Consider the following 17,385-nt stretch of genomic DNA (forward strand, 5'->3'; position numbering starts at 1 on the left):
GTTAACCATCCCGTCACAGGAATGTAACCCTACGGCGTCAAACTTTGCCCACTCGCAAGTAAATAATAAGATTCGTTATGAGGAAACCATGCCAGGAATCGATCTTCGCTCCAGTCTGAAGGTTTCGCTTCCTCCAAGCAAAACCCCAAGGGCCAAGGCTCTCCACATTTACCCGATTGACGCTGCGGCATCTCAATTCGGCGGCACTGCCCTACCTCTTAACATGCTAACTCAGGCAACCGCAGCGAATTCAGAAGGAACTCCGGCGGTGCCGGCGAAGAGCTTGCAATACAATTCGCTGACCCATTCCGGCGCCGTCATACCGAACAACAAATCCTTGCCCGGAAATTGGCAAATACAGAACACATTTGAGAAGGTGCATACGCCCGTCCCGAATGCATTTGCTGGGCAATATCCAGCAGAGCTCGACATTCTTGGCTTAAAATTTCCTCTGCTCGATTACGCATCCACCCTGAATTTGTTCAAGCAATGGATCGCGGCACGCGAGCCTCATCAAGTCTGTATGGCCAATGTTCATACGGTAATCACCAGTCTCAGCGACAACCAACTCAAAAGCATCAATAACCATTCATTAATCACAATGGATGGCTTGCCTCTGGTTTGGTACGCGCGCGCCGTGCATCAAGCGAAGATAAAGGAACGCGTTTGCGGCCCTGAGCTGATGCTCCGCTGCCTGGATCAAGGCCGCGAGCACGGATGGAAGCATTTTTTTCTCGGCGGCAAAGAAAACGTCTTAACCGATCTGGTCAGCGCGATGCAGTCGCGTTTTCCGGGCGTCGAGATTGTCGGCTGGCACTCACCGCCTTTCCGGCCTTTGTCTGCCGAAGAAGATGCGCAGCTGGTTGCATTAATCAATCAACATCAACCCGACTTCCTTTGGGTGGCCCTAGGTGCCCCCAAGCAGGAAAAGTGGATTGCCGAGCATTTGACTGCTCTCGATGTCCCCGTCCAAGCCGGCGTCGGCGCCGCATTCGATTTTCACTCCGGCCACGTCCGTCGAGCACCGGTGTGGATGCAAAATGCAGGTTTGGAATGGCTGTACAGAATATTGCAAGACCAACGTTTAATCAAACGCTATTTGATGACCAACCCGATCTTTTTAGCGCTTTTTGTGCGGGATTGCATGGTAAAAAATCTGCGCAAAACCGTATGCCGTTGCTCAAAGCGTTTTAATTTGATGGCCATCCTGATCCGAAAAACGAACAATATCATCCCGGCCAAATAACTGTTGGGTTGCACCTCGTTAGTGGTTTAGCCGTTGAATCAACTCTAAAACTCGGGTTGTTAATTGCTGTGCGCGCTCAACAGAAGCCGCTTCGCAATAACAGCGTATTTCCGGTGCATTCCTTGAAGCTCTAACATGCACGATTTCTTGATTTGTGAAGAAAAGGCGCAAACCATCCATATCATCTATGCTGAGCAGTTGTCCATATTCTGGCCCCAGCCATTGTATGAGTTGCCCTGCATCTCGCTTCCATGAAGTCAGCAACTGTTGACTCGATACTGTTGAAAAATTTTGGATGCGGTCGCTGCCCGTAAAACGCCGTGGCAAGCCGGCTATCAAACCAGAAATTGGCTTGCCAACTGTCCTGGATGCCGACAAGACCGCTAATAATGGCAACACAGCGTCTCGCGTCGGTAAAGGCGCTAACATGCGCCCCGATCTATGGATTGCAGAGCCCAGCAAATAGCCTCCGTTCGCTTCAAAACCCGCGATGGCTCCTTTAGCCGCATCACAATCCTGCATGGCTGCAATCACATACGGCGAACCGATACGCGTCCGCGTCACCTGCGGAAATACACCGCAACGCTCAATCGCGGTATTGCAATTGACAGGAACGGCAAGTTGTTGCAACTCAAGAAACTGACTGGTCAATAATCCGACTATGTCGCCGCGGAGCCAATGGCCTTGCTCGTCTGCCAGCAAGGGGCGGTCAGCATCGCCATCGGTGGAAATAATCGCGTCCAGCCCATATTGCTTGGACCACTCCTCGCCCCGGCGCCGGTCATCTTCCGAAACCGCTTCGGTATCGATAGGGACAAAGGTGTCGGTACGCCCAATACCGGTCACCCGTGCCCCCAATTGTTCCAGAAGACTGCGTAACACATCACGTGCTACGCTTGAATGTTCATATAAACCTAAATGCAAATCCTTCAGCAAATTCGGTGGAAAAAAATCCAAATATCGCTGCTGATATTGTTGTATGGCCGCCGAATTAATCTTCGGTAAGGCCAAGGGTGGCGTGTCGGTTAAGGTTACCGTTGCCGCGGTAATCGCCAATTCATCGGCCTTGCTGATCTCGCCATCAGGACGATAAAATTTGATGCCATTACGATCAAACGGAATATGGCTCCCCGTTACCATAATCGCCGGAATGTGTTGAGTCTGGGCGTAAAGCGCCAATGCCGGAGTCGGCAACGCGCCGCAATAATCCACGTCTAACCCTGCCTGCGCAATCCCTGCCGCACAGGCCGCGGCAATTTTGGGGCTGCTGGGGCGTAAATCAATCCCCAATGCGACACGTGAAAAACGAAATGAATGCCGCAATACCGCAATAAACGCCGAGGTATACGCCAGACAAAGCTCATCCGACATTTGCGCCACTAAGCCACGGGTACCGCTGGTGCCAAACACCACACCGCTATCTTGCATCAACTGGTCAATTCTAATCGTCTTCATCAGGTAGATCGTTGATCAAAACGTTTTAATTTGACGGCCATAATGGTCCGAAAAACGGACAATATCATCCTCACCCAAATAACTGCCGGACTGCACCTCAATCATCTCCAGCGGTATCACGCCTGGGTTTTCCAGGCTATGAACAACTCCCAGCGGGATAAACGTAGACTGATTTTCCGACACCAATACATGTTCGTCGCCTCGGCTGACCAAAGCGGTTCCTGTGACGACGACCCAATGCTCCGCGCGATGATGGTGCATTTGGACCGACAGCTTGGCCCCGGGCTTCACCATGATACGCTTGGTTTTATGCCGCTCACCTTCGTCAATCTCATCATAAAAGCCCCATGGACGATAAACTTTGCGATGCCTATCGACTTCAGGACGTTTGTTTTGTTTCAATTGTTCGACCAACAGTTTGACATCTTGCACCCTATTCTTGGGAGCGATCATGACCGCATCGTCCGTTTCGACAATCACCAGATCCTGAACCCCCACGGTTGCAACCAGCTTGTTCTCCGAGTGAATAAATGAATTATGCGTATCCACCGTTAGCACATCACCGCGTATCGCATTTCCCTGATCGTCTTTTGCCGTCACATCCCACAACGCGGACCAGGAGCCGACATCGTTCCAGCCGGCATCCAGCGGAATGACCATTGCCTGGTCGGTTTTTTCCATCACGGCATAATCAATCGAATCGGACGGACATGTGGAGAAAATATCCGCCGCGATACGCACGAAATCAACATCACGCTCTGCGGCACTCAACGCCTTTCGGCAAACCGCCAGCATTCGAGGATTAAATTTTTCCAATTCCTGTAAAAAAATCCCGGCTTTAAACGCGAACATTCCGCTATTCCATAAATACTCACCACTATCCAAATAGGCTTGTGCCGTCGCTGAGTCGGGCTTCTCCACAAAAGCCGCCACCGGATAAGCAGGACCGGCCAAGGCCGTTCCCCGCTTGATATAGCCATAGCCGGTTTCGGGGTGTGTCGGCACAATGCCGAAAGTCACCAAACAATCTTGTAATGCCAGCCATTCCGCCTGGCTTACGGCCTCCTGAAACACCGAAACCTGTAAAATGACATGATCCGAGGGCAACACCAACAACACCTGATCAGGAGGAACTGCCAATGCCGCCAAGGCAACTGCCGGGGCCGTATTACGCCCCACAGGCTCTAATATGATTGCCCTGGGTTTGACATCAATTTCCCGTAACTGCTCAGCGACCATGAAACGGTGGTCTTCATTGCATACGGCAATAGGCGCACCCAGCGCGGGGGATCCGACCAAACGCTGCCATGTATCCTGCAACATCGTATTTTCCGATACCAAAGGTAAAAACTGTTTGGGATGCTGGGTACGCGACAAAGGCCAAAGACGAGTACCGGAGCCGCCGGATAAAATGACTGGGATCATGGTTGATTAAATAAAAAAATTGGGATTAGCGACTAACTTAATGAGAACAATCTACTCTGCCTCACTTACATGTCTTATTCGCGAAATTTGCCTTGATTTTCGACGAACCACCGATAAGTCAAATCCAGCCCCTCTGATAATTCAGTGTCATAAGCCCACCCTAGCGCCCGTAACCGAGAAACATCGAGCAGTTTTCTCGGCGTTCCGTCCGGCATGTCGAGATTCCAAACTATCTGCCCTTGGTACCTTGTTACCTCTGCCACTTTATTGACAAGCTCGGCAATGCTAACCTCCTTGCCGGTGCCAATATTGATATGCGACAACATCGGCTGGGTATGGCGGCGATACAGTTCCGGATCAAGCTGCATCACATGCAGGCAGGCGACCGCCATGTCCTCGACATACAAAAATTCGCGCTTGGCCTGTCCTGTTCCCCATACCTCGATGCTAGGCTGGGCATTTAATTTGGCAAAATGGAAACGCCTGAGTAACGCCGGAATCACATGACTATTTTTCTCATGAAAATTATCATGAGGACCATATAAGTTGGTGGGCATGACCGAGCGGAAATCCGTGCCATATTGACGATTATAGGATTCGCATAATTTGATTCCGGCAATTTTGGCAATGGCATAGGGCTCATTGGTGGCTTCCAAAACACCGGTTAATAAAGCCGACTCCCGCATGGGCTGCTCTGCATGTTTGGGATAGATGCATGAACTCCCCAAAAACAACAGGCGGGAACAACCTGCTTGATAAGCCTGATGAATCACATGGGCTTCAATCAGCAGATTTTGATGAATAAATTCGGCAGGAAACTGATTATTCGCATAAATACCGCCTACCTTGGCCGCGGCCAGAAATACGTATTCTGGCTTTTCTTGCTGCATGAAGCTGCAAACCGCGTTTTGGTCGAGTAGATTCAGTTCACTGCGGCTTCGAGTCACGACATTGTAAAACCCGTGCCGATTCAACTGGCGGCAGATGGCCGATCCCACCATGCCTTGGTGACCGGCGACATAAATTTTGGCATTTTTGTCCATGATTATTCGTGGTAGTCGTACGCCAAATAACCGTGATTTTTCACCAGTTCGTCACGTTCGGCGCTCTTGAGGTCTTCGCGGACCATTTCGGCAACCAATTCCTCGAACGACATACTAGGCGTCCATCCTAATTTTTGTTTGGCCTTACTGGGGTCTCCCAGCAGGGTTTCCACTTCAGTCGGACGAAAATAACGCGGATCGACTTTTACGATCACATTGCCGTTACCATCGGCCCCCGTTTCATGTACGCCTTGCCCCTCCCAGAGTATAACAATGCCAAGTTCCTTCGCGGCCGCATTGACGAAATCGCGCACGCTGTATTGCACACCGGTCGCGATCACAAAATCTTCGGGATGTTCCTGCTGCAGCATCAGCCACTGCATTTCGACATAATCCCTGGCATGTCCCCAATCGCGTAAGGCATCCAAATTACCGAGATAGAGACACTCCTGCAGCCCAAGTTTAATGCGGGCCAGCGCCCGGGTAATTTTACGGGTCACGAAGGTCTCCCCTCGAATCGGCGACTCGTGATTAAACAAAATACCGTTGCAGGCATACATGCCATAGGCTTCCCGGTAGTTGACCGTGATCCAGTAGCCGTACAGTTTGGCGACCGCATACGGACTACGCGGATAGAATGGAGTCGATTCATTTTGCGGGACTTCCTGCACCAAACCATACAGCTCCGATGTGGAGGCTTGATAGAAACGCGTCTTTTTCTCCAATCCCAGGATGCGAATGGCTTCAAGAATTCGCAACGTTCCGAGGCCGTCGGCATTAGCGGTATATTCCGGCGTATCGAAGCTCACCGCCACATGGCTCATCGCGGCCAGATTATAGATTTCATCAGGCTGCACCTGCTGAATGATACGGATCAGATTGGTCGAATCGGTCAGGTCACCATAATGCAGGATGAAATTTCGGTGCGAAACGTGCGGGTCCTGATACAGGTGATCGATACGGTCGGTATTGAACAGCGACGCCCGGCGTTTGACACCGTGCACAATATAATCTTTTTTCAACAGAAATTCGGCCAGATAGGCACCATCCTGTCCTGTTATCCCTGTAACTAATGCAACTTTGCTACTCATAAACGTCCTAGGTAAATCATAAAAACTAAAGCTATAGGTGGGCAAAATAGCGCTACCCACACTTGTATCTTTATCCAGGCAGATAGGCAGGTAATACGGGCGAAAGCTCATGGATAAAAGATTGCAACCGTTGATCAGCCATTTCCACATCTTCGGACTTGTCCACACCGGTCACTAGCCTGACTAACGCCCCGTCAGTACGATTGATGGCAGTGGCGTCGTAAACTAAATACCATCTCACCAAATATTCATTGGTAAGTATCCGCCCCCGTTGCTGAAACCAATAGTAAACTAACTGCTTGCTGTCGCCTTTCTGAATGACCGCGCGATTGACCTCCAACGCATTTCCATTAAGCCTTAAATTCGGGAATTTACGTTGCCCAAATTCGTTAATTTGCCAGCCGTCGCCTGGCATGCAGCCTTTGGGAGAGTGCACCGAAACTCCCGTGTGTTGCGACTGATAATAAGCACTGTATAGATTGATGGCGCTTGCTGAGTCCGGCTGTGTATAGTTGATAATGAGATAGTCGCTCATTTTCAGTTCATTCAGATAGAATTGACTAAGATAGTCATTACGCCCCTGCCACTTCCCAATGCGTAAGGGAAAATTCAAAAATGGCTTGCGTGTCGGAATGATATCCTCTCGCTCCCGAATAAAATGTGACGCCGTGGCGGTACTGCTAAACAACAACAACAGCACGAAGACCGATGGATTGGCGATGATTTTCGGACTTTGCTGTTGGGCGCCTCCCGTCCATTCGCTGGGAATCAAAACCAAATCGCTCAAGGCCGTGTTTTTTCCGCTCAGCCTGGCAAACAGCCACATTTCAAGGAACAGCAGGGCCATGCACAGCATGAAAACAGCCCAGCCTTCAAAATCATGCACAAAGCCTTCGGCCATCTCGACTCCCCAGTGATCAACCAGGATGCCTATCACGCCAATGCGGAAGCTGTTCATCAAAATCGTCAACAATGCCGAAGATAGGAAAATCAGCGATTTTTGCCAAACAGGTCCCTTAAACAAATAAGCGCAGAGAAAAGACAGACTGGCCAACGGAAACAAGTAACGGAGCCCGCTACAGGCATCGACGACCTGCAGTTTATAGCCGCCCAGATCAATCACGTTGCCTTCCAGATAGACCATGATGCCGCAGGCGCGAATGAACTCAACACCCAGCCATGATGAAAACAGCTGCAATTTTGCTGACAGGTTATTCAAAATGAAATCCGGGAAAGGCACCATGAAAATCAAAAATAGCACCGGCACAGCGCCGACATGCAATCCCTTCATGCCGAACGCGACCGTAAACATTCCTGTGACCGTGATGATAAAAGCATATTGTTCAACGGTTTTTAAAGCCGCCAAACCGCCTAAAACAGACACGATCAAACCGAAGATCACAATGACCAGTCCGGGCATTGACTCCCTGAATGCCTCGACGAACTTTAGCTGCCAGCGCCGAATCCATAACAAATACAGGCTAATGACTGGTATAAAAAAACCGTGACTGTATTCTTCCTTTTTTATCCAAGACTTCACCATTTCGCTTAGACAGCCTGCAAAAATAAATCCAAGCAATACCAGCGTTATGATCCAGAGTGATACAAGATAAGCGCGTTTCTTCAACGGATTGTGTGAGTCGCTCTGGTAAAGCAAATTCATTTTTAATGTCAATTATTTAGGGGAACGGTTTTTTGTTAAACCATAGCGGGGTAACAAGTGAAACTTTCTGCATGCTGACCGGGGATTATTGCTGCCGAATGTTAAAACTTAATGACACCGAAGGATGTAAAGATTGGCGAAGGTGTTCCAGTATTGGATAAAAACTCATGGATGGGCGCGCACGCCTTTGCGACACAGCAAGCGAATCCGTGCAAATTGTATGCAATTGAGAGGCTGAAGGCTTTCTAGCCGACCCGGACTCTGTCTTATTTCTGTTATATTTCACTTTTATAATCGCTCCCAATAAAACCGATTGCTCTCCCGAAGACCATGGGCCTGCGCAAACTCCGTAATAATCAAGGGAACGTCTTGAAACAACTACTTACATTGATCGCACTGTTGCCGGCATTCACCGCGATTACTGTCGCCGCCCCTCAAACAGCGCCCTCCCCCACAGAAAAACCCGCCGATACAGCCAATTACTTGCTTGCTCCCGGCGATTTGCTTGAAATATCGGTCTGGAAAGAAGAAGGCATGCAGCAGCAACAAATTCTGGTAGCGCCCGACGGCAACATTAATTTTCCGCTCGCAGGCGCCATCATGGCGGCCGGCAAACCCCTTGCCGCTCTTGAACATACGATTGCCGACAAGCTTTCCGATTACATCGCCGATCCTGTGATCACGGTTAAATTGCTGCAAAGCACCGGGAATACGATTTTTGTGATCGGCAAGGTCAATAAACCCGGACAATTTCCCGCCAACCGGCGTATCGATGTATTGCAGGCTCTCAGCCTGGCAGGCGGCCTCACGCCTTTTGCGGACGATGACTCGATCCATATCCTTCGCCGTGCAGGCAGTGAAGTTGAAGTCTTCCCGTTCGACTACGATGATGTACTGAATGGGGAGCATCTTGAACAAAATATCATACTGGAAGCCGGCGACACTGTTACCGTGCCCTGAGTCAAGGCCGTAATTCAACCCGCCATAAAGATGAAAAAGGACTTTCTAGCGCCACTGACGCTCTGCGCCTCTTTCACCTGTCAAGCCGGCGATTATTTTTTTGAGCCGGCATTTAATGCCAATGAACGCTATGACAGCAACTTGTTCATGTTTCAAAGGCCACAGCAGGGCAACTGGATTACCACCTTGTCGCCGAGTTTGGATTTCGGTCTTCGCCATGAAACCGGCGAAATCAAGTCCAGATTGACCTGGAATCAATTGCTTTACACCAACCAGTCCGAGCTTGATATCGATGAGCAACTGGTTGATGTCGATTACAAACACAAAACCGAGCGGTTTCTCTGGGGAGTTGAAAGCTTTTACCGAAATCAGTCCTCTTTAAACACCGAAGCCGACGGCAGCGGCCTGCTTTTTAGTCAGGTCATGAGTAAACGCTATCATTTGGCGCCAAACGCCGTTTACTCAGTAAACGAACGCAATACGTTGATCATCGACTATTCCTATGACAACGTCCGGTACGCACAAAACAGGAATGCGATCAATCTATCGGATTATGATTATCATCAGATTTCAGGAACCCTGAATCGTATTTATTCCGAACGCGACACACTGAATGCGACCGTTTCCGTTTCCCGTTATTCCACGCCGGTACAGGAACAAATCGCTTACAATCATGTGGCTCAGCTAGGCTGGCAACATCATTTCAGCGAACAACTAAACGCTAACGTTTCGGCCGGAGTTAATTACTCGGAGGTCGAGTCCACTGTTCCCACAACCCTATTTTACGGATTCTTGCCGAATGGAACCCCTTTCTACATTGATCCCAACACAGGCTTTCTGACGACACAGCAACGCTTCCGCGATCTAAAAAACAATAATTTCGGCCCTGTTTATCAAGCATCAATACAAAAGTCCTTTGACCAAGGCTCGGTGTCTCTGATGGCGTCTCAGAATCAAACGCCGACCTCACGGGGGCTACAAACGCACACAGAGTTGGCTCTCGCCAGCACCTACAGCATCAGCGAACGCTGGACTGCAGGCCTGTCGACCAATTATTCAAGCAATGAAATTACCGGGGAACAAAACAATCCATTCAACAGAATTTATTATTCTTTCGGCGCCAATGTAAATTGGAAATGGACGCCTGAAATCAATTTGGGATTATCGTATACCTATCGTCAACAAGAGTTTCAGAACAACAGCGAACCCAGCATAGGCAATATCGTTCAACTTCAGTTTTCTTATCACCCTCAAATAAACCGCCAGGTAAAATAGCGTGGAAAATCAAGCGCCAGACATCAAAGATTATCTAAAAATAATCAAACGGCGATACAAGTTTTTAGTTGTTCCGTTTGTTCTGATTTCGTTATTCAGCATTCTGCTTTCTGTTTTATTGCCCCCGGTTTATCGCTCGATCGCGACGATTCTGATTGAAGAACAAGAAATTCCTTCCGATCTGGTTCGCTCTACCGTGACGACGTTTGCGGATCAGCGTATTCAGGTGATCAGCCAGCGCATCATGACCCGCGCTAATCTGACCGATATCATCAATAAATTCGATCTTTATCCTAAGGAGCGCCAGAAACAATCGGAAGAACGCATCCTGGAAAAAATGCGCAAAAGCATTAAAGTAGAACCGATCAGTGCCGATGTGATCGATCCGCGCAATGGCTCGCCCACCAAAGCGACTATCGCCATTACCCTGACATTTGATAATAAAAACCCCGCCATTTCACAAAAAGTCGCCAATGAGCTGACTTCATTGTTTCTCAAAGAAAATATCAAAACCCGCACCGAATCCGCGGAAAATGCGACACTTTTCTTAAATGAGGAATCTCGCCGCTTAAAAGAAAAAATTCAACAACTACAATCCGAATTGGCTTCTTTCAAAGGAAAAAACCTGAATCAGTTGCCGCAGGTCAACCAGTTGAATCAGCAGGAACTGACCGCGCTTAGTAACCAATTGTTGAGCCTCGACAGCCAAGAACGCTCGCTGCATGAACGCCAGTTTTATCTTGAAGGCGAACTGGCACAAATCGACCCCAATGCGTTGATGACCAATGCCGCCGGAAATCGTGTTTTTGACATGAAAGACCGGCTCAAAATACTGGAATCGCAATACCCTTCAATGCTGTCCGCCTATTCAGCCAATCACCCGGATGTCGCCAAAACCAAACGTGAAATTGACTCGTTGAAAAAGCAGATCGGCAACAATACTGATGTCAATGCTCTGAATGCCGAGCTAACCGACGCAAAAGCGCAGTTATCGCTGCTGCTAAAAAAATATTCGGATAAGCACCCGGATGTACTGAAACTCAATAAAATCATCGCATCTTTGCAGCAATCGATGTTGGCCGCCAAGGAAAACGCATTGACCAACACAGTGGTCGAAGCTGATAACCCGGCCTATATCACGCTAAAAGCGCAGTTGGAATCGATCAATGCCGAAATGCAATCGGTCGCTTACACGCGCACCCGAATTCAAAAAACCATGGAAAGCTTGCGTGCTGACTTGCGCCAAGCCCCCCTGGTAGAAAAGGACTACGCCGATCTGGTACAAGAGTTGGACAACACCGCCCTGCGTTATCGCGAAGTGAGCGCTCGGGAAATGGAAGCCGAAATTGCACAACAACTCGAAGTTGAACGCAAAGGAGAGCGCTTTACCCTGATCGACCCGCCGCAAGAACCGCTTGAGCCGGTTAGCCCCAATCGAATGGCGATCCTGTTTCTTGGTTTTGTCTTCGCGCTTGCCGCCGGCATTGGCTGCGTGGCGTTGACCGAGATGCTGGACGCATCCGTCCACAGTGAAAAAGCCATTGCGGCGATTGTGGGCGCGCCGCCGTTAGCCAGCATACCCTACTTTGAAAGCCAGGACGAATATCAAGCCTTGGCAATTCGGCGCCGCTTCATCATGGTGGGCATCATGCTTGCTTCTGTGGCGACGACTATCGTCTTCCATTTCCTGGTCATGCCTCTGGACGTGTTTTGGTACAAACTGATGCGCGTTATCGGCACTATTTAACACGTTTCGGCGACAACAAATTTAGTATTCGGCAGATATTCCCATGGAACATAACAACAATCCCACCCTTCACTCCCGAGCATTGCCAGCAGAGGCAACACACTCTTCATACGTACAGACGCGCATACAAACCGCCGACAGCAAACATCTACAGGCAAGTCGAATCATCAGCGGTTTTAAGCCTGGAAAATGGCTCGAATCCTATAAAATGCTGCGAACCCGGTGTTTACAGTACATGGATGCAAATCGCTGGAATACGCTGGCGGTTACCAGCCCTGGCAGCAACGCGGGAAATAGTCTCACGGCCGCCAATCTGGCCATCAGCATCGCGATGGAATTGAACCGCGGCGCATTGCTGGTTGACGCCAATTTTCAAAATCCCGGGATCTGCGAACTGTTCGGCATCAAAGACGAAACCGGGCTAAGCGATTATTTATTAAACGACGCCCCACTTAACGAGGTATTGATCAATCCCGGCATCGATCGCCTGGAGATTCTGCCGGCCGGCAAGGAAGGCTTTAATTCCTCCGAAATGCTGCGCTCGCCCAAAATGATACAGCTGATCAACGAGCTAAAGACCTGCTATCCTGCGCGAATCGTCCTTTTCGACCTGCCACCCTTATTGTCTCAAGCCGACGCGCTGGGTTTTTCACCCCTTGTCGATTGCGTCCTGCTGGTTATTGATGAAGGACATACGAAAACCGAAGAACTCAAACAGGCGGCATCCCTGCTGAAGGAGATGAATGTTTTGGGCACCGTGCTTAATAAAGCCAGCGATAACAAAATCAAGTACCGTAATAACGACTGATGTGACTGCCATGGCAGGCATGCAGACGAGATCTGCATTCTCGCGCCAACACCCATAGCTTAACAACCCAAACAAAACATCACAACGCCCGGCAGCCTAGGCAAATAAAAAACCCGTTGGCTGAGGTTAGCAGCCAACGGGTTTTCTTACGAACAAAGCTTACTATACGGCAAGTCTCAGAGAGCCAGTGTCGCTTTTGCGGCGATTAGCAAATAAAGCGATCAGGCCGGTACCAAACAACCAAACGGCCCCCGGCAGTGGAACCGAGGCGACCGAGGAAACGCCTTTAATGGTCATGGATTTATTCAGCGAATTTAGATCACCGTTTTGGAAGGCGCTAACAAGTTGCTGGAAGCTCGTACTAGACAACCATAAGTTTTCACCGGTAGATCCGCCTGTCAGACCAGGGTTACTTGCCGCCCAACCGCCGGTAAATTCAGTTTTGAAACCGAACGCGGATGCTCCTGAAGTGCCGACTTCCGTCAAATCGGCTTTCAGAAGCAGCTGATTCTTCAGCTTCGCCCACGAAGTGCCGCCAAAGGTGTCGCCCGGCAAGGAACCCTTGATTTCCAAATAGTTCGCCAACGTTTTGGTTTTTCCGTTGCTGGTTTGGATAGATGTGATTAATTCACCCGCCGCATTGAAGTTCGCTTGATATCTGACTTTATCGCTGCCTAGATTAACAGAATTTGTATCGCTGCCCCAAAATGAAGCCTTCGAACCCGTTCCGGTCAGAGTCCAATAGACATTGTCTCCCTTGCCGTTTTTCTTGATCTTAACCGTCTCTCCGATATCGTAAAAGTATGGATAGCTTGGCGCGCCGACGCCCTCAGCGTTAAAATCGGGAATCGCAGCATAACCGGTACTTGCAAGCATTGACAATACAGCAGTTAGCATCCAGCGTAAATAATGCATTAAGTTCATTTTTAAATCCCCTGTAGTATAAAAAAATTTTGAAGCCAATAAGTCGTGCCCTGATACACAAACCCGTCATTCCGGCAGGAATTTTCGGAGCAAGGCACACCAGAACGAATTCAGCTTGCCATCCTTAGCACTGGTTACCCGCTTCCCGGCGGGAATAACGACATTTGCATATCCTACGTATCTTCCTAGCGGGCAATTCAGCAGCACCGTAGCACTTCCGGATTGGCTTTCAGACTCCGGTATTCGTGACTTGCCGAGTAAAATAAACAACCTTCCTATTGTAAGGATTCGGCCAGTCCTATTGTTGCATTTCGGTTAACGTTTCAATAAACGTAACGCAAGTGTCTTACATGTGCTTAATTATACGGACTTGACTCAGAATATCTGTTACGTTTATGTTAACATTTCGCTAAACGTAATACATATGTCTTGCGCATTTTCGCAACCTGACTCCTTAGATTAAATTAAGCGCAGATTAATTTTTTAAAAACTTTCATCTGTATTAATAATGGAATATCAGGAACTCATCGAGATTAAATACCCGTCTGTATAATATCAAAAGCCTAAAACTAACGAGCATGAGGCGACGGCGAAAGTCTGAAAATGAAAAGACAGATCACTCCACTCTCCCTGGCGGCAGAGAGGGATAAGCGGAGCTGCTTGCTACCTCCGCATTAATAACGATTCTTCACAAAAGATAGCAGAAAACAAACGCCTGTTACGATTCATCAGGATGGTTTGTTGATTCATCGCGATGCCGCATTAGCGCGCCAACTGGGTCGACTCGTTAACATCAAAACGAAGATTGAGTGACTTTTTTATCGAAAATACCAGCCGAAGAACTGTATGTCCACAGACTTGATTATTTCAAAGCGCGTTTGCAGTTATCGAATGGAAATCGTTGCCCATCGCAATGAAAATCCCGCCGTATATGCTGTTTAGTGGAGGTTATGACTGGGGCCTTATCTATGGCGACAACGTGTATCCGGATGGACTCGTGCACTCGGCTTACACGATTTTCTGAACGCTTTAACAAAAAAGCACGTTGGCTAAACTTAGTCAACATAGGACAAGGTTAATCGGACTGCTAGTTTTGACGATCCTGTCCGCTTGAGGCGCTTAACAAATAGCCCCTATAACTCATACCTTTATACACAACTCCGTCATTCCGGCAGGGATTGCCGGAATCCAGGCTACAGGGACGTATCGGGCTTGCCATCCCTGGCCCTGGATACCCGCTTCCCGGCGGGTATGACGGCATTTGTGTATAAGGGCATGCCTATAACTGGGGCTAAACCACCCTGCGCCCCCTGGCAAGGAGACAGACGCAATTGATTTAACACCATCAAACATTAGGAGTTTTTTGAAACGGCTTTTCAACGTACCGCATTATTATCTTTACCATCCAAGCTAACTTTAGATATGGCTTGCCGCGTCGATCGACTTTAAAGTCTCCTGCGCCGCATCGAGACCGATAAAATTGGCTTTAGTGGCGACGGCCTTTTGCAGGTATTCCCGAGCCTTTGCATTATCTTTTTGCTGGTAATAGCTCATACCCAAATGATAATTGCTGATTGCCGAGTTGGGATCGAGTTCGACCGCCTTCAGTAGTAGTTCCTGCGCCCTGGCATAACCGCCCTGCTTATAGGCAATCCAACCCGCAGTGTCCAGCATATAGGGATTATTGGCCTTTATCAAAGGTTCTGCCAGTTTGGCGGCCCTTTCCAGTTGCGTGCTGTCGCTGACATGATCGGAAATATAGCTGGTCAGATTATTTAGCACATCCAATGAATCCGGGTGCCGTTTATAGACATCTTCATACACGGCGATTGCCTTATCGTGTTCGCCTGCGCCTTGGTAAAGCGAAACCAAATCGTTGATCAATTCCATCGAATCTTTGGAGTTTGCGATGCCTTCCTGGAAAGTTTTAATCGCTTCACTCTTTTTTGACTGCGCCAGATATATCAGCGCCATATTGCGGTAAGGATTCGGCCATTCCGGCTTGAGCGCTTTGGCTTTACTGTACGCGCTCATGGCCTCGGCAAATTTATTATCGGCCAAGTACACCCCGCCAAGCAGATTGTACGCAACAAAGTTATTCGGCTGCTGTTTGATGATCTCGTTCAATTTAACCACGGCTTTGCCGGACTGTTTGAGCGCCAGAAAGCTTTTGGTCAACTGAGTCAAAGGCTCTACCGACTCCGGCTGCTTCGACAGCGCATTGGCGAAAGCCGTCACGCTGTTGTCCAGTTTGCCCTCGGCCTGATAGGCAATCCCCGACAGATAATACCCCATCCCTTCATCGGCAAACGCTTCCTGCATCCGTTTGGCGCTATCCTGGGCATTGTTCCATTGCTTTTGCGACAGGTAATGTTTAAATGCTGCCTCCAGGCCGAGTTTGCTGTTCGGATTGGTTTTCAACACCGCACTGACTTGTTCAAACGCACGTTCGGATTTGCCGGATTGCTGTAACAGATTGGCCAGATCAAGCCTGGCCGACTCATCATTCGGCGCTATCTCGACGGCTTTTTCCATGTTTTCGCGCGCCAGTACCGGATCGTTGTTCAGCAAGTGCGCCGCACTCAGCAACTTCAACGCTTTGATATTCTGCGGCTGGTCGACCAGAACCGCGCGGAAATCGCCAATCGCATCGGCGATCCTGCGTTCCGCCAACGCAAACTCGCCGCGCAGCGCCAAGGCTTCAGCATCACGCGGATTTTCCTCCAGAATATTTTTGACCAGCGCCTTGGCTTCCTCGACGCGCTGGGTTCCAACATATAGCTTAGCCAGCTTATTGCGCGCCTTCAGCGATTGCGGACCCTGTTTGTCCAGCGCGACAATCTCTTTCAAGGTCTCGACAGCCTGATCGACCTGATTTTGTACCAACTCCAGTTCGGCCAATTTAAAGCGCAGGTCATATTTGTCCGGATATTGACCGATCATCGGCAACAATTCGGCGATCGCGACTTCCGGCTTTCGCTTGCTGACCAGAAAATCGATCAACAATAATTTCGCCTGTTCGTCCTCTGGCAATTCATTGATAGCCGAACGCAATACCGCTTCCGCATCGTCCAACAGGTTGTTTGTGGCCAGATAAACCGCGAGACTTTTACGGTGGTCCAGCTTTTGCGGTTCGATTTTAATGATCGCCTGCAGGGTTTCCCGTGTTTTATCGACGTCTTTCGCATCGGCATACAGCCGAGACAGCATAGCCAAAGGCCCGGGGTTGGTCGGGTTTTTTTCACTGTTGTGCTGAAGAATCGCTATGGCCTGATCAAGCTTACCGAGCCTGACATTCAGGCTTGCCAATAGCAAATTGGCCGTTACCTCGTCCGGTTGTTTCTTTAGCGCGACCTGAAGCTGTGATAACGCCGCGTCGGTGTTGTTTTTGAATGCCTGGAAACTGGCCGACAACACCATGCCCTCAATATTTTCCGGATCGATAGCCTGAATCTGGGCGATCAGCTTTTCCGTTTCATCGGGTTGTTTAACCAATAAGTAAATCTGTCCCATACGCAACCTGGACATCAGGTGTTTAGGGTCTTCTTTGATAACCGCCAAATATTGAGCCACCGCGTTCTGTACATCGCCCTGCTTGCTTAACGTTTCGGCAAGCTGATAGCGGGCCTCGACATCCTTGGGGTCTATCTGCAGCACATTCTTAAAAGAAAGCTGAGCTTTTTGTAACTCTCCGGAATCCATTAACTTCTTACCTTCCTCCATATACTTGGTTTTTCTTTCCGATGAA

12 protein-coding genes are annotated in these 17,385 nt (G+C 49.1%); 5 read left to right on the plus strand and 7 right to left on the minus strand.

What is annotated here, in order from left to right:
• Positions 1–88: 88 nt before the first annotated feature.
• On the plus strand, positions 89–1,246 hold the full coding sequence (locus ACEPPP_RS09060) for a WecB/TagA/CpsF family glycosyltransferase (protein ID WP_374090756.1): 1,158 nt from the start codon (positions 89–91) through the stop codon (positions 1,244–1,246).
• An 18-nt stretch (positions 1,247–1,264) separates the two neighbouring features.
• Here ACEPPP_RS09060 and ACEPPP_RS09065 read toward each other — a convergent pair whose 3' ends face one another.
• The 5 genes from ACEPPP_RS09065 to xrtD form a co-directional block, all read right to left on the minus strand.
• Entirely contained in the window at positions 1,265–2,701 is a 1,437-nt protein-coding gene (locus ACEPPP_RS09065; RefSeq protein ID WP_374090757.1) for a phosphomannomutase, read from the minus strand.
• 15 nt (positions 2,702–2,716) lie between these two features.
• Positions 2,717–4,126 (minus strand): mannose-1-phosphate guanylyltransferase/mannose-6-phosphate isomerase, encoded by a 1,410-nt coding sequence (locus tag ACEPPP_RS09070; RefSeq protein WP_374090758.1) that lies wholly within the window; start codon positions 4,124–4,126, stop codon positions 2,717–2,719.
• 74 nt (positions 4,127–4,200) lie between these two features.
• A complete protein-coding gene (locus ACEPPP_RS09075) occupies positions 4,201–5,169 on the minus strand; it encodes a GDP-L-fucose synthase family protein (RefSeq protein ID WP_374090759.1) in 969 nt (322 codons plus the stop codon).
• Positions 5,170–5,171: 2 nt separating this feature from the next.
• On the minus strand, positions 5,172–6,260 hold the full coding sequence (gene gmd / locus ACEPPP_RS09080; protein ID WP_374090760.1) for a GDP-mannose 4,6-dehydratase: 1,089 nt from the start codon (positions 6,258–6,260) through the stop codon (positions 5,172–5,174).
• A gap of 70 nt (positions 6,261–6,330) precedes the next feature.
• A complete protein-coding gene (xrtD, locus tag ACEPPP_RS09085; RefSeq protein WP_374090762.1) occupies positions 6,331–7,923 on the minus strand; it encodes a VPLPA-CTERM-specific exosortase XrtD in 1,593 nt (530 codons plus the stop codon).
• A 330-nt stretch (positions 7,924–8,253) separates the two neighbouring features.
• Between xrtD and ACEPPP_RS09090 the strand changes: the two genes are divergently transcribed.
• The 4 genes from ACEPPP_RS09090 (at position 8,254) to ACEPPP_RS09105 (ending at position 12,713) form a co-directional block, all read left to right on the plus strand.
• Positions 8,254–8,883 carry a polysaccharide biosynthesis/export family protein gene (locus ACEPPP_RS09090; RefSeq protein ID WP_374090763.1) on the plus strand — a complete coding sequence of 210 codons (630 nt, stop codon included), beginning with the start codon at positions 8,254–8,256 and terminating at the stop codon, positions 8,881–8,883.
• Positions 8,884–8,913: 30 nt separating this feature from the next.
• Positions 8,914–10,158, plus strand: a complete 1,245-nt coding sequence (locus ACEPPP_RS09095) for a hypothetical protein (protein ID WP_374090764.1) — start codon at positions 8,914–8,916, stop codon at positions 10,156–10,158.
• 1 nt (position 10,159) lies between these two features.
• Positions 10,160–11,905, plus strand: a complete 1,746-nt coding sequence (locus tag ACEPPP_RS09100) for a GumC family protein (protein ID WP_374090765.1) — start codon at positions 10,160–10,162, stop codon at positions 11,903–11,905.
• 235 nt (positions 11,906–12,140) lie between these two features.
• Entirely contained in the window at positions 12,141–12,713 is a 573-nt protein-coding gene (locus ACEPPP_RS09105; RefSeq protein WP_374090766.1) for a CpsD/CapB family tyrosine-protein kinase, read from the plus strand.
• A gap of 162 nt (positions 12,714–12,875) precedes the next feature.
• On the opposite strand, the gene ACEPPP_RS09110 is transcribed toward ACEPPP_RS09105, so the two are convergent.
• Positions 12,876–13,637 carry a PEP-CTERM sorting domain-containing protein gene (locus ACEPPP_RS09110; protein WP_374090768.1) on the minus strand — a complete coding sequence of 254 codons (762 nt, stop codon included), beginning with the start codon at positions 13,635–13,637 and terminating at the stop codon, positions 12,876–12,878.
• Positions 13,638–15,053: 1,416 nt separating this feature from the next.
• A complete protein-coding gene (locus ACEPPP_RS09115) occupies positions 15,054–17,294 on the minus strand; it encodes a tetratricopeptide repeat protein (RefSeq protein ID WP_374090769.1) in 2,241 nt (746 codons plus the stop codon).
• Between the last annotated feature and the right edge of the window lie 91 nt (positions 17,295–17,385).

It is taken from the genome of Methylomicrobium lacus (genome assembly GCF_041897535.1).
GTDB classification, from domain to species: Bacteria; Pseudomonadota; Gammaproteobacteria; order Methylococcales; family Methylomonadaceae; genus Methylomicrobium; species Methylomicrobium lacus_A.